Genomic DNA, 24,269 nt, shown 5'->3' on the forward strand with positions numbered 1-24,269 from the left:
TTATTTAGTTTAGTTTAGTTTATAAGCTAAACTTTCTTGCATAGTAATGATATAATTTATGTAGTTTAGTTCAATAGGGGGTTCCACATTGAAAATTGATGATATTGCAAGGCTTGCAGGTGTTTCGAAATCTGCTGTCTCTCTTGCTTTTAATAACAAACCCGGAGTCAGTGAAGAAACCAAGGAACAAATTCTAAAAATAGCCCAAGAGCATGGATATAAACCACGCACCATGAAGACAAGCAAGGAAGTCATTAAAAATCATCATGTAATACGCTTTGTGGCCTGTAAAAATACAGACATCGTAACAGAGCATTATGATTCACTTCCATTTTTCAATGAATTAATTCATCATATTACCAATCGGGTGAGAGAACATGGAAACACCTTGATTTTTTCGTCTTTTGATAGCCATAGCCTCGAAGAAGAATTATCTGCTTTGGAAAAAGATCAGCCGTCTTCAGGCGTACTTCTGCTTGGCACCAATTTAACTTCTGAGATTATTCATTCCATACAATCCATTCATTCCAATATTGTGATTTTGGATACTTGTTTTGAACACGTCGATGCCAGTTTCGTATCTATTAACAACTATCTTGGTGGGTATCAGGCAGGCCAATATTTAATTCAGTCAGGGCACAGAAAGATAGGATATGTACAATCCAGTACCAGAATTCTGAACTTTACAAAACGAAAGGAAGGGTTTATGGCGGCTTTAGAGGAGCACAATCTTTTCATAGAAAATGGGCTTACATTTGATATGCATCCCATGCTTGTGATGTCACAGGACGCATTTAAAACAGCTATTCATGAATTGAATGAGTTACCTTCGGCCCTATTTTGCGAAAATGATTATATGGCGATCAGTGCTATTAAAACGTTTCAGGAAATGAACATTCGAGTGCCTGAACAAATTTCCATCATGGGATTTGATAATATTCATGAAGCCAAGGTCATTAGCCCGGAACTCACAACCATTCATGTGAAAAAGGATATTTTGGCCCGAACGGCTGTAAACTTGCTTATGGAGAGGCTTAACAATCATCAGGGGCATCAAACTCAGGTTCTTGTGAATACGGAGGTTATTGAAAGAAGATCTTGTGTAGCCTTAAAATGATCTATGATGTGGTGCACGAAATGGGGGAATAGAGAAGAAAAGAATGGGGGGATCATCATGATATATGATTATTTATGGTGGGCAGGTGCCGCATGCATAATACTGGCTATTATATTAAGTGGAACAGGGATCAGCGGTGACCGCATGCGGGCTAACTTTTATGTTGAACAGGCAGCTGATCCCGAGGGGAAAGATAGAAAAAACAGATGGAAATGGTCCTTTATTTTTATGATCATTGGTTTATTATCGCTTACTGTCTCTATGATTTTAGAATAAAGCCGCCATGTTGGCGGCCTTTTCTATTATCGGACTCCATGTGGGATATTCCAATTTATCGTCATTCGTTGAAATCTTCCTCTGTCAAATCCATATTTACGCTCGCAGCGGTTCGACTGCCGTCGGCCGCGGCAAAAATCAACTGGGAAGGCATGAAGTACGATGAATCCCCGGCAGCATATACACCAGGTATGGAGGTTCTCCCCGCTTCATCCGTCTTGATCCCGCCCGACTCCGTTCTTTCACAGCCCAAACGTTCTCCAAACGGTGCACTTTGTACAAACTGGGGAGATACAAATCCGCCGACCCTCGGGACTTGAGTGCCATCCGTAAAGCGCACATGCTCAAGCTTTCCATTGTGACCGATGAACGCCGCAACAGGTTGCTCCATTACGATGATTCCTTTAGAATAGAGCCGTTCTTTTTGCTCGTCCAACAGGGATGCCTGACCGTTCGTACAAACGATCAAATCCTTGCTCCAGTTAAGGAGTAGTTTGGCTGTATGAAATATGGCTGCCGATTCAGAGACGAGGACAAGCGGTTGATCCCGCAACTCCCAGCCGTCGCAATAAGGGCAATTAAATAAACTTTTTCCGTATAACGGATAAAAACCTTCAATCTCGGGGAATATCTCCTTTACGCCCGTCGCCAATATCAATTTTCGCGCTTGAACGCGAAGGCCTGACGAATCAAGTACCTCAAATCCAGATTCGTTTTTCGTAATCGAAACAACCTCGGTTTGCAGATGATGGACAGACGGATAACGCAACACTTCCTCATAAGCTACACGGCGGAACTCGGCCGGCGTTACGCCGTCTCTCGTAATAAAACCGTGCGACGCATGCGTAACCGCATTTCTGGGCCGATTATTATCAATCAAAGCCACACTTCTTCTGGCCCTGCCAAGCACGAGGGCTGCATTCAATCCGGCGGGCCCTCCCCCAATAATAGCGCAATCGTACATCACAACACCCAACTCCTTTTAAAAGATATTAAAGATTCTTTATATCTCTAATAAAACAAAAAAAACGCTTTACATAACTGGCAACCACCCTCTTTCTATATAAAGTCGCTACCTTTTAAACTTGCGTTTGCTGCTTTTGCGCCAAATCGACTAATTTCGTATTTTTTAGATGTCGTTCCATTTTCTCCTCTGCTTCCCTCATTACAGCTTGAATCAGGCACTCGGAGCCGTGGACAAAATCACATTCAAACAAAGAATTGGTTCCTTCAATGGCATGGATAATATCCAAAAAGGTAATGTCATCTTTATGACGGGATAGGCGATAGCCTCCATTGGCTCCAGAAACTGATTCGATCATTCCAGCCTTCACAAGCCTCGTCAAAATTTTTGAAAGATAAGTTGGTGAAACATTTTGGGATTCGGCCAGTTGCTGAACACCTACCGGCTTAACCGACGAATCAGTAACGAGCATGAGCATAGTGTGCAGAGCATAATTCGTTGCTTTTGTAAATTTCATAACTACACCTCAATCAAAGACTTATTGTATCCACTATATCCCCGAATCTGCTAGTGTGTCAAGGTCATCTAGCATTCACGCTGTTGTTAATCCTTCTTTTGGTTACGCTCTAACCGTTGTATACTGTTCATCAGAACAGCTAAGAAAGGGGGCTCGTCGTGCGTATTTTTGATATTCTTCGTATATTGGTTGCTGAACAGATGGTCAACGGAGAACACTTGGCAAATGCATTGAAGGTATCTTCTCGAACGATACGAACGGATTTAAAGGAATTGGGTGCGCTGTTGTCAAAGCATGGAGCAGCAGTCAAACCCCTTAAAGGAACAGGCTACAAGTTAGAGATTCGGGACGAACAAGCATTTCATCATCTGCTGAAGCAATTAAAGGATGATGAAAATAATGTGCCCTATCCATTAGCGAATTCGTCTGAAGCCAGAAATCGTTTTTTAATGAAAAAGCTGTTACTTACCAATGCATATATCAAACTTGATGATTTAGCTGAGACTCTGTATGTTAGTCGGTCTACTTTACAGAATGACCTCAAAGAACTGCGCAAGCTGCTGGCAACTTACGGACTATCCCTGGAAAACAGACCTTATCATGGGATTCGAGTCAAAGGGAATGAGGCCAAGCTGCGTTATTGCATTTCCGACTATATATTCAGTAGGACAGATGAAATAGGCGAGCAGCAGATGTCCCACCCTCCTCTGATCTCTAACGAAGAGATGGAATTCATAAGAGAAGTGATTCTGGATCGTATTGAGATCCATGATATTCAGTTATCGGACATTGCCCTGAACAATCTGGTCATTCATATTACTATAGCATGTAAGCGTATTCGCGAAGAAAGGTATGTGTCGTATTATCCGCAAGAGATGAAAAAAATTGAAGCCCAAAAAGAGTTTAGGGTGGCGACTGAGATCGTATCTGCTTTGGAACAAAACATGGAGCACTCCTTTCCACTTGTTGAAGTTGCGTACATTGCTGTGCACCTGCTGGGTGTAAGGACAGTCGTTGGTGCGCATATGGATGAAGTGGAGATTAAAAAGATCATTGATAAAGATATCTACGAACTGACTATCGAAATACTGGACCAAATTGATCAGCAGTTGAAGATGAACATTCATAACGATCAAGAATTGCTGATTGCATTTTGCCTTCACCTCAAACCAGTGATCAACCGTTATCAATACGGAATGAATTTGCGTAATCCTATGCTGGATGAAATCAAAGCCAATTACCCGCTTGCCTTTGAAGCAGGTATCATTGCTGCGGAGGTCATCAAGCAGCGGCTTCATATACACATTGAGGAAAATGAAATTGGTTATTTAGCCATTCATATCGGAGTCGCGATGGAAAGAAAGAAAATGGAGGACGCACCCAAAAGATGTATGATCGTATGTGCTTCTGGACTCGGCAGTGCTAAGCTGCTGTATTATAAGCTTCAATCGGTCTTCGGTTCCAGGTTGGATATCGTGGGAACCACTGAATTTTATAAGCTGAAACAAATGCCTTTGGATACACTGGACTTTGTCATTAGCACGATCCCCATTTCAGAACCGCTTTCTATCCCTATGATCCATGTGAATACATTTTTGGGCAGTTCCGATATTACTAAAATTGAGCAAGCCATTTCTGAGGCCAGACTTCCTGCTGTGCAGTATGTACGAAAAAAATTGGTCTTTCTTCAGCAGAAGTTTGAGAACAAACTCCAAGTGCTTGAATTTATAGCCGAAAAAATACACGAAGCAGATCTTGTAAAAGGCCTCCTGCTGCAATCTGTAATAGAGCGTGAAGCCGTTTCCCCCACTTCATTTGGCAACTTTGTCGCGATCCCGCATCCGATGGAACCTTTCGCAGATTCCACGTTTTGGGCCATCTGTACATTACAAAAAGCAATCGATTGGGATGGCAAGCCGGTACAGTTTATTTGTATGCTCTGTATACAGCGTACGAAATCAGAAGATTTACAGACTATGTATCATATCTTGCTTGATATTTTAAATAATGAACAGCTCGTCCAGCAGCTTATTCGCTGCAAATCGTATACAGAATTCATAGAAGTGTTGCACAAAAATGGTTGAACATGAGGAGTATGAAGAACGATTTATTTCCGTTAAGAAGAGGAAATAATGTGCGTTATGTTGAAAGCGATTCCAAATTATAATATCCATACGAAGGGATCATTGAAAGGAGAGAAGGTCACGTGAATCATAATGAATCTACAGAGCACGACGTGAACATGGAGGACATGGATGATACAGAGATTGTATTCCAAATTATATTATACGCAGGGAATGCACGCAGCTCGGCCATGGAGGCGATTGAGCTTGCAAAGGCCGGGAAATTTCAGGAAGCCAAAGATGAATTAGCTTCAGCAAAAAAAGAACTGGTGTCCTCCCACAAAATTCAAACCAGAATCATCCGCAAGGAAGCAGCGGGTGAAAAAACAGAGATGTCCGTCATGATGGTGCATGCTCAAGATCATCTGATGAATGCCATCACCATTCGCGATATGGCCTCAGAGTTTGTAGACCTGTATGAACGCATTGATCAATTCGTACCGAAATCGTAGAGGGAGGGACGCTATCCCATGGCATTCAAAGACAAACTGGTTGACGGCCTCACATCGGTAGCAAATGCAATCAATAATTTTAAATATATTATAGCGATCAAATCAGCTTTTATCACATTGATGCCTGTTATTATTGTCGGTGCCTTTGCTGTATTGATTTCTAATATGGTCATGGACCCGGTCAATGGCCTTGCGCATTTTAAGCCGTTCTCATTCCTGGCTGAGTACAAACCGATTTTCTCGGGCATTAACTATGCCAGCTTGAATATCCTTACCATTCTGGCTATTTTCATGATTGGTCTGGAGCTAGGAAAAATTAATGGAGAGAAAAATCTCTTCCCCGGTTTGCTTGCTTTAATCTGTTTTATCTCTGTGACACCAACCACGATAGAGTTGATGGTTAACGGTGAAATGCAAAAAGTAACAGACGTCATAGCCCGTCAATTTACGGATACCAAGAGCTTGTTTTTAGGTATTTTCATAAGCATCCTGTCCGTTGAGCTGTACAGTAAGCTGGGCAAGTCCGATAAGCTAAAAATCAAAATGCCTGAGAGTGTTCCCAGCAATGTGGCCGTTTCTTTCTCTGCACTCATTCCTACTATTATTACGGTGACGGTCTTCTCAATGCTCGGATTTTTCTTTCATAAGTTTACAGGTCTCTACCTGTACGATGCCGTCTATAATGTGGTGCAAAAACCTCTGGAGACCGTAGTACAGGGACTGCCAGGTATACTGGTGCTGATGCTGGTTGCGCAAATCTTCTGGGTGATCGGTATTCACGGGAACCAAATGGTAAAGCCCATTCGTGAACCCCTGCTGCTTGGCGCGATTACCGTCAACATGACTGCTTATGAGCAAGGACTGCCCATTCCGAACATTATTACGATGCCTTTCTGGGACGTGTACATGAGTATCGGTGGTTCAGGGATTACGCTAGCCCTCTTGATTTGTATTATGATCGCTTCCAAGCGTGAAGATATGAAGGAAATAACAAAGCTTTCGCTCGGCCCAGGTCTGTTTAATATTAATGAGCCTGTCATTTTTGGACTTCCGATTATGTTGAATCCATTGATGGCTATCCCTTTCATTATTACTCCACTCATCACAGGAACGATCGGTTACTTCTCGACGTTGCTTGGATTTGCAGGTAAAGCCGTCGTCATGGTTCCATGGACTACTCCGCCTATTATTAATGCCTATCTGTCTACAGGTGGAAGTATTGGCGCCGTCGTAACTCAGATCATTTGTATTGTGGTAGCCATTATCATTTATTTCCCGTTCGTCAAAATTGCCAACAAGCGAACGGCTGAATAATGCGTTACTATAGAAATACATCAATTAATTGAAAACGCATTCTTTATACAATGAAAAGGAGAAACATGTCATGGCTAAACATACGATACAAATTCCGTCGAATTTCATCATGGGTGCAGCGGCTTCCGCCTGGCAGACAGAGGGCTGGAGCGGTAAAAAAGAAGGTCAGGACTCATACCTAGACCAATGGTACAAAAATGACCGCTATGTCTGGCACAATGGATATGGACCCGCGGTTGCAACCGACTTTTATAATCGCTATACCGAAGATATTGCGCTGATGAAGCAGATTGGCTTAACCCATTATCGTACTTCTATTAATTGGTCCCGCTTCTTAACGGATTATGAGAATGTAGTGGTGGATGAAACGTATGCGGATTATATGGGCCGGGTCATTGATGAGCTGATTGCAAGCGGAGTCGAGCCGATGATTTGTCTGGAACACTATGAGGTACCCGCCTATTTGCTGGACAAATATGAGGGCTGGTCCTCTAAGCATGTAGTGGAGCTGTTTGTAAAATATGCGGAAAAAGTGTTTGAACGGTACGGCGATCGGGTCAAGCACTGGTTTACGTTTAATGAGCCCATTGTTGTACAAACGCGTGTCTATCTGGATGCCCTTCGCTATCCCTATGAACAAAATACGCGGAAGTGGATGCAGTGGAATTATAATAAAACGCTGGCTACCGCGAAATGCGTACAGCTTTTCAAAGCAAAAAACTATAGTCAGCACGGGGCTAAAATAGGCGTTATTCTGAATCCCGAAGTCACGTATGCCCGATCAAGCTCCACTCATGACCAATACGCGGCGCATGTGTATGATTTATTTTACAATCGAGTATTTCTGGACCCGCTTATTAAAGGAGAGTACCCTCAAGAATTGTTCGATCTCATGGGCAAGCATGATATTGCATTTGAAGCTACAACGGAAGAGCTGACCGTGATTAAGAAAAATACCGTTGACTACGTCGGGATCAATCTCTATTATCCCCATCGGGTCAAAGCGCAGAGTAAAGCGTGGAACGAAAACACCCCCTTCCACCCCTCTTACTACTATGAGCATTTTGATCTTCCGGGTAAAAGAATGAACAAGTCACGGGGTTGGGAGATTTATCCCAAGATCATTTACGATATGGGAATGCGTATCAAGAACGAATATCACAATATCGAGTGGTTTGTCGCAGAAAATGGTATGGGCATTGAGAATGAGGTTACTTTCAAAAATGAGGAGCACATCATTCAGGACGACTATCGTATTGACTTTATAACGGAGCACTTATACTACACGTTACAAGCTGTAGAAGCAGGCTCCAACTGTACAGGTTATATGCTGTGGGCCTTTACAGACAACGTTTCTCCCATGAATGCTTTTAAAAATCGCTATGGACTGGTGGAAATTAACCTAGACAATGATCGAAGTCGGCATTTGAAGAAATCTGGCTACTGGTATCAAGCTGCTATCAAGGAACGCTCGTTTGTTGCTGATCTGGATGAAGAGTATAAGTAGTTAAAAAAATGAATTTCTGGAGGCGCTCAACGATGAAAAAAATTATTCTGGCATGTGCTGCGGGTATGTCCACATCCATTTTGGTTTCTAAAATGAAAAAAGAAGCAGCAGCAAGATCCATAGAGCTGAACATCGAAGCCATCCCCGAAAGCACCATTAAGGAAGAGCTGGAAGGCATTACAGATTCTGTGATTGCTATTTTGCTCGGACCTCAAGTACGGATGCGTAAAAAGGCAGTAACCGAAATTGCTGCTCCCTATAGCATTCCTGTAGATGTCATTGACACGTTGGCTTATGGTAGAGGAAACGGTGCAGCTGTCCTGGATCAAGCCTTGAAGCTGGCTGGCGAGAACATCTAATTGCTATTCAAATGAAAAAGAGGCTGAGTATTTCCTCAGTCTCTTTCTTGATATCCGCGCGCTTTTTATCAAGACATACCTTCTTTGCCTGAACCCATACTGCTCACATACGTTTCCTGTAAACCGGCAGAAATGCCGTATAGCGGTTCCCAACGAAGCCAATGTCTGGCGACTGCATTACTAAGACAGCTATGGTGAATGTCTCCCGCTCGCGCTGGTGAATACACAGGGCGGACAGACGAACCGTGCAGCTTTAGTAAATCGTAGGCCAGTCGATTGATGGACGTCGTTCGTCCCGTACTTACATGTACTGTGCGTTGGTCCGCTGCATGAATAGCCGCCATATTCGCTCGAACTACATCCTTGACGTACACAAAGTCGCGGGTTTGTGTCCCATCGCCGTGAATGAGCAAGGGGCTTCCTTTTTTCAGCCGCTCCATAAAGAGAGCGACTACACCACCCTCTCCCTTCGCAGCCTGACCGGGACCATACACATTTCCATAACGCAAAATCGTGTAGTTCATACCGTACAGCCGATAAAAAAGTCGAATATACGATTCTGCGGTCAGCTTGGACAGTCCGTAGCCTGAAATCGGCTCCACGGGATCGTCTTCCTGTATACATTGCTTTTGTAGCTCTCCATATACACCGGACGTGGACGCAAATATAAATTTTGACACACCAGCTTCATGACAAGCCTGCAACAAATGAATCGTCCCCAGCACATTCACATCCGCGTCCTCATCGGGTTGATGGATGGATTGCTGCACATCAGCCTGTGCGGCTAAGTGAAACACAATATCCGGGCTTTCCCGAATCAACAGCGTCCTAGCTTCAGAGCTGCGAATATCCGCAATATGCATGACCGCGCGCGGGTCTACATTTGCAGTATTCCCGGTCGTCAGATTATCCAGCACATGCACTCTGATGCCCGAATCAGCAAGCGCACGTACCAGCTGAGAACCAATAAATCCGGCTCCCCCGGTGACCAAAGCCTTCACTAGCTCACCCTCCTTTTGAACCGAAGCATATGACTTCCCTTCGCATCATGTTATGCGACTCCCTATAGCTTGGCGCAGGCACAAGCACAGTCCGAAGACAATCTATAGCGTGTCTCTGGAATCTCAGCCCCTCAGACATGCAGTCTCACGTTTTCCAGCATGTAACGCCACATCTCATCCTGACCGTTCCATATATCCTCAGGCGGCAGCTCCACTGAAACCAGCCGCTCCAACCCCCAATCCAGCTCCGTCACACCATCAGTCCCTGTGTAATCCACGTATAACAAGCGAAAATCATGTGTAATCCTCTGCAATAACACATCATGTAGTTCCACCGCTTGTTCTCGACTGCCCCCGAGACGAACCAGTAGCAGACGGGACGCAAGCGTGAATTGATCCAGTAGACGTGCGATGCGGCGATCAAGCGTTGTTTTGAATGAAGGATAGGAAGTCAGCTGCTCCGATGTATTCTGGCTAACCGGAAAATGGTGTGCCGCTGTAATCCCATAGTTTGCATCCTCGACCATGAAGTTATGCTCGCCGTAATCGTGCCCCGTGACACGCAGACTATCAACATCCATAAAACCGGCAAAACGGGCGTCCAGCAAGCGACTAATCTGTGACAAGTTACCGGAAATCATCCAGTCCAGCGGACCCGCATAGGGACGCAGTCCGTTTTTATCCAGCTGAATGGAAGGCAAGCAATGTCCACCCAGACTGAATACAGCATCATAATCCCCCTGCAACCGTTCAAGCACGACGCCCTCCCCTTTCCGAAGACAAGGTCATCCCTTTAAAAAGGGTACGCCAATGCGGATCACTCTTGTAATTCCACACATCGGCAAAAGGCATTTCCACTGCGCATACATGCGGAAGCTGCCAATCCACCTCCGTCAACTCCGTTACGCCGGAACAATTCACCACCAACAAACGAAATTCATTCGCTACCATGCCTGACAAAATACGTTCCAGTTCCTCTACTTCTTCATAGGTTCCCAGCATACGGACGAACAAGCTGCGCTTCGCCATCTGTGTTTTTGCAAAAAAACGTTCGATACGACGGTCTATCTTTTCCCTGAACTCGGGATAGGTCACCAGATCTGAGGACGTATTGCGTTCCTGTGGAAAATCATGCACCGAGATCACATTATAAGCGATATCTCTGACCATATAATTCAGTTGGCTCGTACCAACGACACTTAAATTGGGCAAATCCATAAAACCGGCAAACCGATTTTCAAGCAAGCGGTTCACATCGGACAGCGTGTCAGACATCATCCAATCCAGTACCCCGGCAAACGGTCGCAAACGGTTCTTTTCCAATTGAATGGCAGGTGTACAGTTTTGTCCCAGACTGAAGACCGCTTCATATTCCCCTGCCAGCTGTGCGAGTCTCATAGCCGTGCCTCCTTTTTTAATACGCCCCTTCCCTCAGCGACCCTTCTTCTGTAGTCGAAAAGGGGCTTCAGGCCGTAGTTTGTTCCACTCTACATTACATGCACAGCACGGCGAAAAGGGTTGGACACCGATGCGCTTTTTGTCAAAGAGGCGTACAACTATCCAGTCCAATCCCGGTTATTTTTCATATCATATTAAGGCTGGTAACCTAACGGAATTCAAGGAGGCATCATCATATGTCCGTGTTTCTTTTAACCGTCGATCACCATCTCGCTTACCACAGCGCCCATATAGAAAGCTGCCATGTGACCTTTTTCAATCGTGAAAAGAGAGCCGTCGATGTGTTGCTGGAAATGGGGAATGACAGTGGCGTTTTTAGGCGGCAACTTCTTCGACTGGGCCCTTCTCCCGAAGCTGGCTCTGTACTGGAAATCAAGGATATGGAGGCAGCCCAAAATCCGTTTTATCTGCGAGTGATCACGAATATTTACAATCCAGAAACGCTGTTTATCCTGGCTGAATTTTTGGAAAACGGGAACGTTATCGCTAAGCGTACAGCCAGTCATTTTACCGTGACACCCTAATGAACGGGCAGAGGAGGAAGAAGGTATGTTGAAATATTCAGTTCAAAACAAAGCTGAGCCAGGCACATATGCACTGCCTTTTCAGGTCACCGAACAGGAGAGCGTGCTCTCTACATTGATCATTCCTGCAAGTGAAGCTGAAGGACGTATTGTCATTGAAGTCTCTTTGGCATGGGAAAATCCGCTGCTCAACTGGGATATCGGGGAGCTAGACATTCGATTGCGCCGCAACGATGAGCAGGGACCTGTGCTGGATTGGCTGCAGGACTCCTGTTATCAGGAGGGATTTGCCGAGTTAAGCTATGAGGAAACGGGAAAACAGGGAGAGCCTTATGTATACTGCCTGACCGTACAATCAGCCGACCGCCGTGCTGTTGTTACGGGGCCACTCACGGTTCAAGGCTCGGTGTATGTAGATTCGATGGACGAAAACCTGGATGGACAATGAGCTAAAATAAACTAAAGGCAGGTGGGAGGTTTAAGCCCGACCTGCCTTTTTATATGGTCTGTGCCCTCATGGTGCGGATTGTCTCAGACGTTCCAAAATGTCAGCGTCTGGCAGCTTATAATCTTCCGGCAACGAGGTGTTAATTCGGTTCCATATTGCGTAATCGACCTTCAGATCCGGGTGCGACTGCTGGATTTCAAAAATACGGTTGTACAAGTCTCCAACGACAGGAAAAGTCATGCTCTCCCTCCTAACTATAAGAATCAACGTACTCAACGTACTTGATTCAGCGCTTGCCCATAAATATTCACGAGCCGCTCAATCATAACATCCAGAGACCAATGCGCGGTCCCCCATGCTTTGGCACGTTTTCCCATAGCTATCCGCACTTCATCCTGAGCCAGCAAATGCTGCAAATGAGCTGCAAGTGCCTCCACATCGCCAACCCGGGAAACCAGTCCGGTGTGTCCATGCTTCACCATTTCCGGCAGTCCGCCCGCATCCGACACCACTGCCGCAAGCCCCAAAACCTGCGCCTCCATGACCGAAAACGGCTGATTGTCCTGTATGCTTGGATGAACAAAAAGGTCCGCCAGTTGTAAAAGAGCAGGTACATCTTCACGATGCCCCAAAAAAACCACGTCTTCCTCCAGCCCTAGCTCCTTGGCCTGTGTTTGAAGCTCTTCCCTTTTATCTCCCTCCCCGACAATCCAGCAAACCCAATCCGTACGACTTGCTTTCAGTAGGCCAAGAGCGCTTATTAAATAATGCAGCCCTTTGATATAGACCAGCCGTGAAGGACAAATCATAACTTTTTTCCCCTCAGGTCGTACTATGTCCGTTCCCCGGGCGTGGACTTCCCAGAAGTGCTCGGTATCCAATCCGTATTGGAAAGTAGCGATCTGCTGCTCAGGCACTTCGAACTCACGCACAAGTGTCTGTTTCATCCATTCTGTAGATGTAATGGTAATATCCGCGGATAGAGCGCCATAGTGCTCTAGCGCCCAATAATATTTCCACATCAGCGTCTCACGGTAACCCTCCTCATGATCCCGCTCCAAAGCCATCATAACTTCACGAGCCAGCGAGCCATGAATATTCGCTACCAACGCGCTATCTTTGCGTTTGACCCGACTTAGCGCACGCGTCGCAATGACATCTTGCGTGTGAATCACATCATACTGCTCGACCCCGAAATACGCTGCTGCCAGCTCCATACAGTATCGATCCTTTTCCACCGTCTGCACCCATGAATCCAAATGTAATACAGGGACAGCCGATTCATTCAGCTTCGTATCCAGCAGGGGCAGCAGTTGATCCTTCAGCAGCTCCCTATCTTCAAAAACAATATGGTATTTAGGTGTATCCGGTCCGTTCCCCATCAAGTCTACCGTGTGGCCCAGTAGCTCCAGTCTCCGTTTAATTTGCATCATAAAGGGCCATACGCCACCCAAATGAGGAATCGGCCAGTACGTAGCCAACAAAATTTTCAAAACAGCCTCACCTCCTCTGTCTCGTACGCTAAGCTACATTCCGTTGCTTCCGTAAATTTGCTGGAAACCCGATAACGCATCTGTCCAGACCGCAAAAAATCCGTTATTCGGCACGATTGTTACATCAATAAAATTACCGATCGTAACGACTGGAACGGGACTAATCCCGTTAGGATTAAAGGAGCTGTCTGTTATTCTGAGGTTCGTAAATGTATTCCCTCCGTCCGTTGATTCGGCCACAAATACGTCTAATAAAGAGGTCGTTATTTGATTGGTATAATATACGATCTTAATCACGCCGGTCACAGGCGAAACATCAATGGCCGGGAAAAAATGCTGTGCCCCGGCACTGGCTCCTGTCACCGATTGCGGTGCAGTCCAGCTTAATCCACCATCCACCGACCGGGCGAGCAGTACATCCGCATATCCTGCCCGATTATCCTGCCAGACCGCATAAAGTGTTCCCTGATTCGGGCTAGTAGAGCGATCCACCGCAATGCTGGCCATCGGCAGCACATTGAAGCCAAAGCCGGCCACGGGCAACGGACTCGGAACCGGGACAACAGAAGACACAGGCAGCGAAGAACTGAATGCTGTCCCCCCATTGAAGGACACAATGACCTGATATTGGTTAACCGGATTCGTCACAATGTACCCGACATAAATCACCCCTGTAATGCTCACCGTGATTTCCCCCCGCGTGATCTGATTGGAGCCAGCGGTGAGCACCACGGGTGTATCCCATGTGATCCCTCCATCCTGTGAGCGCTGGAAAAACATGACCGAGCCGCCGAAAAAGTCGGGATTATACTGATGCGTATAACATAAATAGATGTTTCCGGTATAGGAGCTGACCTGAGAAGTATCAAATTTCACGCCGACCTCAACATTATTGACAAATGACCCATATCCTCGCTGGGCAATCACTGGCGGATCAAATGTATTGCCGTTGTCTCTCGACACATAGGTGGCGATGGTACCGCTCAAGCCGTCGGCGGTAAATACGTGACAGGCTATGATGAACAAATTGGGAAAACCGTAACTAACACTATGAGATTCCGCCCCTACATAGCCGGCTGGTAGCGGTAAAATCTGCTGTGTGAAGGAGACACCGCCGTTACCTGAACGGTATACCGCCGTCAACGGCGGCCCTGTCGTAAAATCGATAGCCGCAGACACAATGGTACCGTCGAGCAGGTTGAAAGCTACACTCGGCTCCTGCGCCAGCCTTCCGTTAGGCGTAAGCTGTACGTTCGGCATCAGGCTCCACCTCCCGGTACACCAGCAAATATCGTCAGACTGCCGGTGCGCGTATCCGTCCAGACGGAAATATAGCTGTTCGGCGGTACAATGGCGACATCAATATAGTCGCCAATCAGCTCTGATTCGCCTCCACCAACATTCGGGTTAAAGGAGGTCGTTGTGAGACGACTGTTCGTAAAGGTGTTGCCTCCATCTGACGACTCTGCGGCGAACACATCCAGATTAAAGCCATCCAAGCGATTGGTATAGTATACGACAACGACCAGTCCCGTCTTAGGCGACACTGAAATCGCAGGAAAAAAATTTTGTGAGCCCGGCGGGCTGTCCGTCACAATGACCGGAGCACTCCATGTACCGCCAAAATCGCTTGATTTGGACAACAAAATATTGCTGTATCCCTGACCAAAATCCTGCCAAACAGCATATAGCGTATTTGTTGTGGAAGGCACACCCGAGCAGTCTGCGGCCAAGCTGGGGAAATTCAATATCCGAAAATCATAACCGGGAATGGGCAAAGGATTGGGCACCAGCGTTATATTGGATACGAGAATATCCCCGCTGAAAGTTGCCCCTCCATCAAAGGAGCGCCGGATAAAAAAAGCTGGTGTTTGCGGTCCCGTACGAATCCAGCTAACATAGACACTTCCATATTTATCGACCGCCGGCTCAGGTCGCTCCGTGGAGGACTGGATATTTGAAAGCAACAACGGTCGATCCCAGGTCAATCCTCCATCGGTGGAACGCTGGTAGAACGCCGCAGAACGAGCATTAAAATCCACATTATATTGGCGGTTATACGTGACATAGACATGCCCGAGATAGGGACTTGCCCCCGCATTATCCGTCGTAATATTAGTCCAGTCATTATTAATGTAATCTCCATAGCCCGGGTTAATGACCACTGGAGGATCAAAGGTGGCTCCATCGTCCGTAGAACGGTAGATCACGACAGCTCCGTTTTCATTGCCTGGAAACACATGCGCGGATACGATAAAAATATTGGGGAACAGATAGGCCACCATTCCCGCCTCGGCCCCCGTATATCCCGGTGGAATCGGCAATAAAGTATCGGTCCAGTTCGCCCCGGCATCCAATGAGCGATACAGTCCAATCAAGGGAGGCCCGCTGCTAAAATCAACAGCTACAGCTACAACGATATTCGGATTCAGCAAATTAACGGCAACACTAGGCTCAAATTTGGGCAAGCCGCTGGGTGTCACCTGAAAATTCAAAGGCATCGCGAGCAATCCCTTCATTATATAAATGGACATGCCTGAAGTATTTCTATCAAAATGTACTTTTTTCAGCACAGTCTACAGACAATCATACAAGCTTTCTTTTCAATAGATTCATAGTATAGAAGCATCCCTTCAAGGGTTCTCCAATATTCTGTTTATTTGAGAGGATGATTCGATTGGCTTTTACAACCGGATATATGACCAACACTAGAGATTTTGGTACTGCCTGCTCCAATGTCGTTGTAAATTTGGTCAATGAGGACACGGTGAACGCAGCAACCGTGACCATCCAAATTTTTTTCTCGCTTGTACCGGATACCAAAATACCATTGTATGTGACATCGGTTAACTTACCTGCAAACTCTATTGCCCGGCGTACTTTCTTTGTACAAGGGGTCCTTGCCTACGAGGTACAATACAACGTAGTCTCCGCCGCACCTTCCACTGTCGTGCTTTCCAACTTTGGCCTGGATCAGTTTGGTAATGTTGTACAGGAGCATCGCGTTCTCCAGTCTGAGCTGACCACAATCCCGGCACTGTCTCCTGTTGTTTAAAAGCCGCCCTGCTCCAGTGCCCGATGTAATCTGTAGGTGTAATACACGTAATTCCATTCCGGTGGTATGGACTGAACCCCTCGCCCGCTGCCGATGGTTGAATGGTCATCTGTATAGTAGGAAAAGGCATGTGTATCCTGTAATGGACGCAACAAATCCGTCAGATATAGCAGATCCGTCACGGCAATATAAGGTTTGATACCGAAGCATACAACAAAGCGGGTCGTTGTTTCACCAATCGCCTGAACCAGTGCTTCCTGGACCGAATAATGCTGACGTGGCGTTACGATTAACCGAGGATCGAGCATCATCGCCAGGAAAGCGGCGGCTCCCTGTTCTGGCGTTAAATCCAGCAACCGTACCACGCAATTGCTGTAGTGCTGCTCCAGCAGATTATCGAGCAACGGCTCCGCTTGAGCCATATCCGTGACAGGCATTAAAACGGTCATTTCAAGTGGGATGCCCCGACGTGCTCTCGCCTCATGCTTGGCGATTTGGAATGCGCGCCGCCAGCGTCGGTGCTCCTTCTGGCTGTGCAGGCCGGCCGATACACTAAATGTGGAATTCACCCGGTAATCCATCAGGATCTCCGGGATGAATTTCATGCTGCACGTCTCGGTCAGTCGCAGCCAGTAATCATAATCCTCAACTGGTTGCAGCCGATAGCCGCCAATCTGTAGGGCATATTTGCTTTTGTACATAAATGAAACCCCAACAATGCTGGCGTTCAACAATTCATGATGTGGCTGACTTTGGTACCGGATCAACGCCTGTTGATGCTGCTCGTCGTACAATGGGTTCCCATATGCGTCAACCTGGCGGAAGGTAGAGAACACAAGACCGAGTGAGTCCGGCCCCTGTTCGAGCTCCTGCCGCAATCGTTCAATAAAGGAAGAATTATACACATTGTCGCTGGAGACCCAGGTCACATACTTGATCCCAGAATCTTTAAACAACTCATCGAATCCCCGGTTAAGGGCGTGGGATACTCCTTTGTTCTGAGGGAGTGTAACCAACTGAACGCGCGGGTCTCCCATTGCTGCGTGGAGCGCCGGCCCCACCATTTCTGGCGCTCCGTCAATAACAATGATGAAGCGAAATGCCCTGTAGCTCTGGGCTAGTACGGATGAGATCGCAGCTTGCAGATAGCCGATATCCTGTTTGTACAGTGGCATAACAATCCCCGTATCTACCATATCAATCCCCCCTGACAGACTTTCAGCTTCATGAGGATAAACCGCTCAACACCTGACTGAAGCGATCTCGGTAACGTGCTTGGGTTATGTTGTACTCCCGCTCCACAGCGGGCCAATGTTTTTGGGTTCCCATTTCATCATGCCAGCGGTAGTTAACCAAGGACTCGTTCAGAAAAGGAAATGGATATCCCGCCAGCATCACTCGGTACCACATATCCAGATCATGTGTATACGGCAGCAGTTCATCAAACAAACCGATATGTGCAAACAGCTCCTTTTTAAACATAACCGTGCATCCATTGACCGGATTTCCTTGCTGAAAAAAACGGTAAAACTCCGTCATAGACGGAAACACGGCGGCTGCCTGGTAGCTTGTGACTTGGCTGTATTGATTAATGAAATTGAAATTGGTATGGGAGATGTACGCACCGTTTTCCACCATAAAAGAAACTTGATTATTAATTTTGTCCCTATGATAGGTATCGTCGGAGCTGAGCCAGGCAATATATTCGCCGCTGGCATGCCGGATACCATGATTCAGGGCGCTGGCTGTTCCACCATTGGACTTGCCTAAATAATGTATATATGGAAGATAGGCCTGAAGCATATCAACATGTTCCGTGGACCCGTCATCGACGACAATAATCTCGAGGGGACCATAAGTTTGCTCTAGTGCACTTTGCAAAGCCTGATCCACATATGCACAGTTATAAAAGGGAATGACGATCGTTACTTTCGGTCTCATATCGTTCCTTCCTTTCCAGCTCGGCGGTATTGAATCATATCCTCCAGAGATTGCGCCAGCTGTATGGTCGGCTTCCAGCCCATGTCCTCCAGCTCTTTCGCACGGTATGCCTCGGTGGATGCTGACTCTGCTACATCCCCCCATTGTATGGGAATAGATGTTTTGGCCAGCGCAACCATACGTTCTACGATATTGCCCAGTTCCACAATGCGGCCTGTGCAGACCGAGTAAACTTGGCCTGGCACACCCTGTTCCAAGAGCACACCGTATGCGCGAACCGCATCACGAACGTCGAGGAAATCGCGTTGCGCATGTCGGGAAGATACCCGGAACGGGGCAGTTTCAGTTACAGACTGCCCCTCCATACGTTCCGTCTGAACGATATACCCCGCGAGTAATGCACAAAATCCGGTAGATGGACCCGGACCGATCAAGTTGCAAGGCTCTGCCAGCATGACGGATTGTTCGAACAGCGCGCCCCACGAGAGCGCGACTGCCTCTTGAAGGCTTTTGCTAAGGCTGTATGGATGCGTTGGATGATACGGTGCTTGCAAAGCCGTCTTTAGCCGAGAACCCGCCACGACAATTCTGGCTTTGGGGAAAGGTCGCAGTACATCCAGCAGATACAGAGTGGACAGTACATTGGATTCCATGTATAGCAGGGGGCTCTGCCAAGATTCAGGGACGGAATTTTTACCACCCAGGTGAAGCACATAATCCGGAGCAATCTGTCTAATTACTTCGCCTAGACGTTTCTTGTCGAGCAAGTCACACACATAAGGCGTAATACAGTTACGAGTCTCCGCCTCTGGTCTGTTATTATCATCATCGCGAGCCAGTAAGATCAGTTCTGAGACGGAAGCGGCAGTGCGAGTCAGCGCCGCTACCTCCCAGCCGAGCTTTGCAAAATGGCGGCAGGCATGCATCCCGGTATAGCCCGCCGCTCCAGTAATAACTATGACAGGCCGACGTTGTTCCGCTGTGCTTCCGTCCATTCCAGCAGCTCCTTCAGCATAATGCTGTAGTGAGGAACATCGTAGAGCAGATCGGCCCGGGTAGAACGAAGCGTCCGGTCCTGCACCGGCTCATCTTTCGGCACGATCCGAATATCCTCCCTATTCCAAGTGTCTTTGAACAGCAGCAGCAAATCGTGCTTGCTGATCGGTTCAGGGTGAACCAGATGAATGAGTCCGTCTAGTGGCTCATTCATCTGCACCTGTATCGCCTTCGCTAATTCCAACGTCGTAACCCCGTTCCAAAAGACTCGGCGATACCCGTTAACGTCTCCGCTCTGCTGCAAGAACCAGTGCAGCAGACCAATGCCTCCCGGCCGAATTTCCGGCCCGATAATGGAGGTACGGATAGTCAGATGCCCTGCGGCTTTTACTTCTCCGAGTATTTTCGTCAAAGCATAGGCACTTGTCCCATCGGGTTGATCCGTCTCCTTATATAAACCAGGTACGCGATTTCCTTCGAATACGCAATCCGTGCTGATATGAATCAATCGGGCACCGATTTTGTCCGCTGTTCGCCGGAGAAGATGTGGCAGCAATCCATTGATTTGGTATGCTGCAATCTGATCCTCCCCGGCATGCTGATTCAGTACTCCTACCGCGTTAATAATAACGTCTGGCCGTACACTCCGTACCAGTTGCTCCACCATAAAGCTGTCCTTTACATCCAGCAGCAGACCGCCTTTATTTTCGGAATCACGGGTGGTGTAGAACACGTTATACCCGCTCTGGTTTTGGAAATACTTAACCAGAACATGGCCCGCCATGCCGTTACCACCCAAAATAAGCAGCTTCATTTGATGAACCCCCCGCTTTGGAGAATGCTGCGAATCTCCTCTTTCGACATCAAATTAAACTCCGAACTAAAGCTGCTGAATGACACGGGAGGGCACTGATTATAACGGTCCTTTAATTGAGGAATATTCAACGTTGGGAGAATGACCAAATATTGCTCGTCATAGACTACCGTCGTCAGGCTTTCAAAGTCACTCATCAAAATCTCATGAATTTTCTCGCCGGGACGCACACCTTTTTCTACAATCTCTACGTTTTCCACACCTGAATCCTCAATGAGCACCTCAGCCAAGTCCACAATACGGCAGGTTGGCATGGTCATGATAAAAATTTCCCCGCCGACACTTTCCACCGAAGCTTTGAACAGGAGACTGATCGCATCACGCAAGGTCAGGAAGAAGCGGGTCATGTTCATATCTGTGATCGAAACCTTGCCTTTTTGGCGAATCTGGCTTTGGAACAGATGCACCACGCTTCCGTTGGTGCCCAAAACATTACCGCCGCGCACCGTCACGAAACGTGTATCGCTATTCAGCAGATTGGCGTAAACAATCAGTTTTTCTCCAATCGCCTTCGTCATGCCATAAAAATTGGACGGATTTGCTGCCTTGTCAGTCGATATATAAATGACTTTCTTTACCTGGTTGGCCACAGCGGCCTCGATCACGTTTTGGGTGCCTACGACATTGGTTTTGAGTGCCTCATAGGGCTGATCCTCACAGACGGGCACGTGCTTGAGCGCTGCCAAATGAAATACATAGTCCACTCCTTGACAAGCGGTAGTCAGCGCATCCTTATCCCGAATATCTCCAATACAGAAGCTGAGCCGCTCATCCTCAAACTGCCTGTTCATGGCAACCTGACTGGATTCTCCGCGTGAAAAGATAATGACCTCTTTGGGGTTACGCGGCAGTAACTGGGTAACCAGCTCATGCCCCCAGGAGCCGGTACCGCCGGTAACCAAGATACGTTGGTTTTCAAACATGCCGTTTCCCTCCAAGCAGAAATTTAACTACCTTATCCGACACATCTTCCGCCAGATAGCCCGCGGGACATTGCCACTTATGAGTCATCCCGGTCATTATGGCTACCGCGTTTGCTATAACCTCGCCATCAAGCCCAGACACGATATTGCTTCCGCAATCTACCGTTTCCGGCCGTTCGGTCGTCCGGCGCATCGTAACCGTCGGCACCCCCATGACACAGCATTCTTCCTGTACGGTACCACTGTCCGTCAAAGCGCAGCGGGCATGCCGCTCCAGCAGAACGAAGTCAAAAAAGCCGAACGGTTCGTGAAATTCCACCAGCGGATCAAGTTGGATCGGTGGGTGGCTTGCGATCCGGGCGGCGGTGCGGGGATGAATACTGCAAATGACCCGCTGCCCGAACTGCTGGGCTACCCGGTTAAGACCATCTAAAATAGCCAGCAAATGCGGTGGATGGTCCACATTTTCAGCTCTGTGGGCAGTGACCAGGAAATATTCTCCTGGCGACAGTCCCAACTTTTTCAAAATTCCACTGTCCGATATCTCTTTCTCATAGTGCTGCATCACTTCGTAGATCGGATTTCCAGTCAGTATAATTCGTTGGCTCGGAAAGCCTTCGCGTAGTAGGTGCTGCTTGCTTTGCTCCGTATAAGGCATATTAATGGTAGATATCGCATCAATGACCCGCCGATTCTTCTCCTCCGGCACATCCAGATCATAACAGCGGTTCCCCGCCTCCATATGCACGACCGGGTAACCCATACGTTCCGCAAGTAAGGCACATAAAGCGCTATTCGTATCACCGAGCAATAGCACATGATCGGGGCGTTCCTTGTTTAAAATATCCTCCATCTGCGAGTACATGGCGGACAACTGTTTGCCCAGTGTCCCCGCTTTCTCCTGAAGTACATAATCCGGGGCACGCAGTCCCAGCTCGCGAAAGAACTGCCCGCTTAGGCTTTCGGTGTAATTTTGGCCCGTATGCACAAGCACATGTTCATCTGCATGGCGGTCCAGCTTCGGAATGATCAGGCTGAGCCGTATAATCTCCGGTCTTGTGCCGAGCACGGTCAATATTTTCATGGTTTTGGAACCCACCTTTGCTGTCGTTGTTTCATTGAATTGTGGCGTTCAATGAATGATAGCCATCCAGCAGACTGGCTGTGCTCCAGCTTAACGTTCATCTCAACGGTCCGGCGTAGGTTCACCCGGACCGTTGTTTGGTATGCTGTCCAGCCTTGAGTGTGACTCGCTTCTGCTTGTGCGTGTTGTGTCGCCGTGACCGGTGCTTGAATTTCCGCTTGAGCTTCTGTCTGGACTTGGTTTTCGGATAAAGTCCCTTCGACAACGGGGACCCGTGAATTTTCTTGAGGCGACTCTTGCCGCCGCTTCTCTTATACCTGCGATTCCGCAGTCGGGTACGCTTGCGGCCCTTTGGCCATCTCACCCGAATACTACGCTTGCCGCGGGGCAATTCGGGTGGTGAATCAGGTAAAGGGGATGGAGGTTGTGGCAAGCCTTGAATGGCTGCATATTCGATTGGCGGTAGACCCAGCACAGGCAGTTGACACACTACCGATTCGGGAAATTCTCGAATCGTGCTGGTATATCCCTCCGGTATAGCGATGACCTGACGCAGCCCTTCGCCTTCCCTCGTCCATACAGGTCCACCCGGCTGCTGAATCAACGGGAACCAATGCGGATGATGACATACCCATTGACTGACCATAAGGTGTAGACTGCCACGGTAGGAGTCAGGTCCGTATACACGTGTAGCCGCACTGTTGTTACGTACACCAATTCGTTCCACTTCTTCGGGATGATCGAGCAGATAGCCCACTTTTTGCGCCAACATGTCGCTGTTACCCGGCTCTACCAAAAAATCTGTATTTCCGGTCGCCTCCATCAATTCCACAAGTCCACCCTGCGCAAAGGCTACCACAGGCTTACCGTAAACTAGCCCTTCCAGGGCGGTCAGGCCAAAGCCTTCCTCCACCATACTTGGGATCACAACAATATCCATTGCGCTATAGGCTGATGATACGGATTCCTCGAATGAATTGAACTGGAAGCGGCGGCTATAACGAGATTGGCGGATTAAAGAGACACATTTTACGTAATATTCCGAGTCCACCGAGCTGCCGATGATCCAGAAACGACATCGCGAATTGGTTTCGCACAGCTTTAGAGCCATTTGGACAAAAGGTAACAGCCCTTTGGCTTCGTAGATAAAGGAAGAAATATAACCAATGCAAATATGAAAATCCCGCAGTCCCAGTTTTTCACGTTTCCTTTTCCGTTCCAGCCCATGCTCTTTGGGAGACGGCATATCCATATCCCGGCAGGGAGACAGCACCGTATGCGGACGTGTCAGTCCCCCACCATGCAAAGGACGCATTACAGCTTGCGAAATACCGATGACCCATTGGCTATAGCGCTCAATGATAGAAACAGAAACTGGCGTATGCGCATTCTGGTTTATGACCTCGGTTATTTTCCAGATCACCGGAATATTAAGCTCATGGGCAGCCATTGCAGGCATGACGTTCACACAGGTATTGACCAGCACCACATCAGGTCGAGCATGCCGAAGCATCTGGAACAACGGTGCATACGCCACATGGGTCCGCAAATTCTCCGCATCCTGCGCCAATCCCTCATATGGGGTATACATGCCATGCAGCATGAACAGGTTCTGTGTCAGAACGGTGATTCCGCGCTTGCGGGCCATTGAGGTCAGCCGCCCTTCACCAGGCGTTACGAGAATACAATCGAAGTACGTACGCATATCTAGACAAAATTGCAATAGCAGCTTCTCTGCCCCCGTAATACTGCGGACGTTGCTAACATGGCTGAATAGCATCATTTTCGGCTTGATCGGAGTTCACCTCCTTTAAAATAGCAACCACCGGACGTGTGAATCACC

At 47.5% G+C, this 24,269-nt stretch carries 26 protein-coding genes; 10 read left to right on the forward strand and 16 right to left on the reverse strand.

What is annotated here, in order from left to right; all coding sequences use genetic code 11:
• The first annotated feature begins 88 nt into the window (after positions 1-88).
• Together T3H97_RS20445 and T3H97_RS20450 are read left to right on the forward strand one after the other, a co-directional pair.
• Positions 89-1,117 carry a LacI family DNA-binding transcriptional regulator gene (locus tag T3H97_RS20445; protein ID WP_328800721.1) on the forward strand — a complete coding sequence of 343 codons (1,029 nt, stop codon included), beginning with the start codon at positions 89-91 and terminating at the stop codon, positions 1,115-1,117.
• A gap of 57 nt (positions 1,118-1,174) precedes the next feature.
• Positions 1,175-1,393, forward strand: a complete 219-nt coding sequence (locus tag T3H97_RS20450) for a DUF5316 family protein (RefSeq protein WP_328800723.1) — start codon at positions 1,175-1,177, stop codon at positions 1,391-1,393.
• A gap of 61 nt (positions 1,394-1,454) precedes the next feature.
• Here T3H97_RS20450 and T3H97_RS20455 read toward each other — a convergent pair whose 3' ends face one another.
• Positions 1,455-2,360, reverse strand: coding sequence for an NAD(P)/FAD-dependent oxidoreductase (locus T3H97_RS20455; protein ID WP_328800724.1), 906 nt, complete (start codon positions 2,358-2,360; stop codon positions 1,455-1,457).
• A gap of 112 nt (positions 2,361-2,472) precedes the next feature.
• Positions 2,473-2,874, reverse strand: a complete 402-nt coding sequence (locus T3H97_RS20460; RefSeq protein ID WP_328800725.1) for an Rrf2 family transcriptional regulator — start codon at positions 2,872-2,874, stop codon at positions 2,473-2,475.
• A gap of 158 nt (positions 2,875-3,032) precedes the next feature.
• On the opposite strand from T3H97_RS20460, the gene T3H97_RS20465 reads away from it, so the two are divergent.
• From T3H97_RS20465 to T3H97_RS20485, 5 genes are all read left to right on the forward strand, one after another.
• Complete coding sequence (locus tag T3H97_RS20465) at positions 3,033-4,958, forward strand: BglG family transcription antiterminator (protein WP_328800726.1); 1,926 nt, start codon at positions 3,033-3,035, stop codon at positions 4,956-4,958.
• Between the two features lie 167 nt (positions 4,959-5,125).
• Positions 5,126-5,449 carry a PTS lactose/cellobiose transporter subunit IIA gene (locus T3H97_RS20470; RefSeq protein WP_250274013.1) on the forward strand — a complete coding sequence of 108 codons (324 nt, stop codon included), beginning with the start codon at positions 5,126-5,128 and terminating at the stop codon, positions 5,447-5,449.
• 18 nt (positions 5,450-5,467) lie between these two features.
• Positions 5,468-6,763, forward strand: a complete 1,296-nt coding sequence (locus T3H97_RS20475; RefSeq protein WP_103050052.1) for a PTS sugar transporter subunit IIC — start codon at positions 5,468-5,470, stop codon at positions 6,761-6,763.
• Between the two features lie 70 nt (positions 6,764-6,833).
• Positions 6,834-8,270: a glycoside hydrolase family 1 protein gene (locus tag T3H97_RS20480; RefSeq protein ID WP_103050051.1), complete on the forward strand. Its 1,437-nt coding sequence runs from the start codon at positions 6,834-6,836 to the stop codon at positions 8,268-8,270.
• Between the two features lie 32 nt (positions 8,271-8,302).
• Complete coding sequence (locus tag T3H97_RS20485; protein ID WP_061830059.1) at positions 8,303-8,629, forward strand: PTS sugar transporter subunit IIB; 327 nt, start codon at positions 8,303-8,305, stop codon at positions 8,627-8,629.
• Between the two features lie 68 nt (positions 8,630-8,697).
• Here T3H97_RS20485 and T3H97_RS20490 read toward each other — a convergent pair whose 3' ends face one another.
• The 3 genes from T3H97_RS20490 to T3H97_RS20500 form a co-directional block, all read right to left on the reverse strand.
• Complete coding sequence (locus tag T3H97_RS20490; protein ID WP_328800727.1) at positions 8,698-9,630, reverse strand: NAD-dependent epimerase/dehydratase family protein; 933 nt, start codon at positions 9,628-9,630, stop codon at positions 8,698-8,700.
• Between the two features lie 131 nt (positions 9,631-9,761).
• On the reverse strand, positions 9,762-10,388 hold the full coding sequence (locus T3H97_RS20495; RefSeq protein WP_328800728.1) for a DUF1796 family putative cysteine peptidase: 627 nt from the start codon (positions 10,386-10,388) through the stop codon (positions 9,762-9,764).
• Entirely contained in the window at positions 10,381-11,028 is a 648-nt protein-coding gene (locus T3H97_RS20500) for a DUF1796 family putative cysteine peptidase (protein WP_134903945.1), read from the reverse strand. The genes T3H97_RS20495 and T3H97_RS20500 overlap by 8 nt, the downstream gene beginning before the upstream one ends.
• Before the next feature lie 236 nt (positions 11,029-11,264).
• Here T3H97_RS20500 and T3H97_RS20505 point away from each other — a divergent pair, with 236 nt between their 5' ends.
• Together T3H97_RS20505 and T3H97_RS20510 are read left to right on the forward strand one after the other, a co-directional pair.
• Positions 11,265-11,612, forward strand: a complete 348-nt coding sequence (locus T3H97_RS20505; RefSeq protein WP_250240215.1) for a hypothetical protein — start codon at positions 11,265-11,267, stop codon at positions 11,610-11,612.
• 25 nt (positions 11,613-11,637) lie between these two features.
• Positions 11,638-12,060, forward strand: coding sequence for a hypothetical protein (locus T3H97_RS20510; protein ID WP_328800729.1), 423 nt, complete (start codon positions 11,638-11,640; stop codon positions 12,058-12,060).
• A gap of 66 nt (positions 12,061-12,126) precedes the next feature.
• On the opposite strand, the gene T3H97_RS20515 is transcribed toward T3H97_RS20510, so the two are convergent.
• From T3H97_RS20515 to T3H97_RS20530, 4 genes are read right to left on the reverse strand one after another with little or no spacing between them, the layout of a single operon-like run.
• Positions 12,127-12,300, reverse strand: coding sequence for a hypothetical protein (locus T3H97_RS20515; RefSeq protein ID WP_180984648.1), 174 nt, complete (start codon positions 12,298-12,300; stop codon positions 12,127-12,129).
• 32 nt (positions 12,301-12,332) lie between these two features.
• On the reverse strand, positions 12,333-13,553 hold the full coding sequence (locus T3H97_RS20520; protein WP_328800730.1) for a glycosyltransferase family 4 protein: 1,221 nt from the start codon (positions 13,551-13,553) through the stop codon (positions 12,333-12,335).
• 33 nt (positions 13,554-13,586) lie between these two features.
• Positions 13,587-14,813 (reverse strand): sialidase family protein, encoded by a 1,227-nt coding sequence (locus T3H97_RS20525; protein ID WP_328800731.1) that lies wholly within the window; start codon positions 14,811-14,813, stop codon positions 13,587-13,589.
• Positions 14,813-16,087, reverse strand: a complete 1,275-nt coding sequence (locus tag T3H97_RS20530; protein WP_328800732.1) for a sialidase family protein — start codon at positions 16,085-16,087, stop codon at positions 14,813-14,815. The genes T3H97_RS20525 and T3H97_RS20530 overlap by 1 nt, the downstream gene beginning before the upstream one ends.
• A 134-nt stretch (positions 16,088-16,221) precedes the next feature.
• Here T3H97_RS20530 and T3H97_RS20535 point away from each other — a divergent pair, with 134 nt between their 5' ends.
• Entirely contained in the window at positions 16,222-16,608 is a 387-nt protein-coding gene (locus T3H97_RS20535) for a hypothetical protein (RefSeq protein WP_328800733.1), read from the forward strand.
• Here the strand turns inward: T3H97_RS20535 and T3H97_RS20540 are convergent.
• The 7 genes from T3H97_RS20540 to T3H97_RS20570 form a co-directional block, all read right to left on the reverse strand.
• On the reverse strand, positions 16,605-17,804 hold the full coding sequence (locus tag T3H97_RS20540; RefSeq protein ID WP_328800734.1) for a glycosyltransferase: 1,200 nt from the start codon (positions 17,802-17,804) through the stop codon (positions 16,605-16,607). The two genes, T3H97_RS20535 and T3H97_RS20540, sit on opposite strands and share 4 nt — an antisense overlap.
• A gap of 28 nt (positions 17,805-17,832) precedes the next feature.
• Positions 17,833-18,549, reverse strand: coding sequence for a glycosyltransferase (locus T3H97_RS20545; protein ID WP_328800735.1), 717 nt, complete (start codon positions 18,547-18,549; stop codon positions 17,833-17,835).
• Positions 18,546-19,544: an NAD-dependent epimerase/dehydratase family protein gene (locus tag T3H97_RS20550; protein ID WP_328800736.1), complete on the reverse strand. Its 999-nt coding sequence runs from the start codon at positions 19,542-19,544 to the stop codon at positions 18,546-18,548. The genes T3H97_RS20545 and T3H97_RS20550 overlap by 4 nt, the downstream gene beginning before the upstream one ends.
• On the reverse strand, positions 19,505-20,359 hold the full coding sequence (locus T3H97_RS20555; RefSeq protein WP_328800737.1) for a dTDP-4-dehydrorhamnose reductase family protein: 855 nt from the start codon (positions 20,357-20,359) through the stop codon (positions 19,505-19,507). The genes T3H97_RS20550 and T3H97_RS20555 overlap by 40 nt, the downstream gene beginning before the upstream one ends.
• Positions 20,356-21,342: a polysaccharide biosynthesis protein gene (locus T3H97_RS20560; protein WP_103050037.1), complete on the reverse strand. Its 987-nt coding sequence runs from the start codon at positions 21,340-21,342 to the stop codon at positions 20,356-20,358. Before T3H97_RS20560 ends, T3H97_RS20555 begins: the two co-directional genes overlap by 4 nt.
• Positions 21,335-22,426, reverse strand: coding sequence for a non-hydrolyzing UDP-N-acetylglucosamine 2-epimerase (gene wecB / locus T3H97_RS20565; RefSeq protein WP_328800738.1), 1,092 nt, complete (start codon positions 22,424-22,426; stop codon positions 21,335-21,337). Before wecB ends, T3H97_RS20560 begins: the two co-directional genes overlap by 8 nt.
• 121 nt (positions 22,427-22,547) lie before the next feature.
• On the reverse strand, positions 22,548-24,209 hold the full coding sequence (locus T3H97_RS20570) for a glycosyltransferase (protein ID WP_328800739.1): 1,662 nt from the start codon (positions 24,207-24,209) through the stop codon (positions 22,548-22,550).
• Positions 24,210-24,269 lie beyond the last annotated feature (60 nt).

This window comes from Paenibacillus sp. LX16 (assembly GCF_036252815.1).
In the GTDB taxonomy this organism is placed as follows: domain Bacteria; phylum Bacillota; class Bacilli; order Paenibacillales; family Paenibacillaceae; genus Paenibacillus; species Paenibacillus polymyxa_B.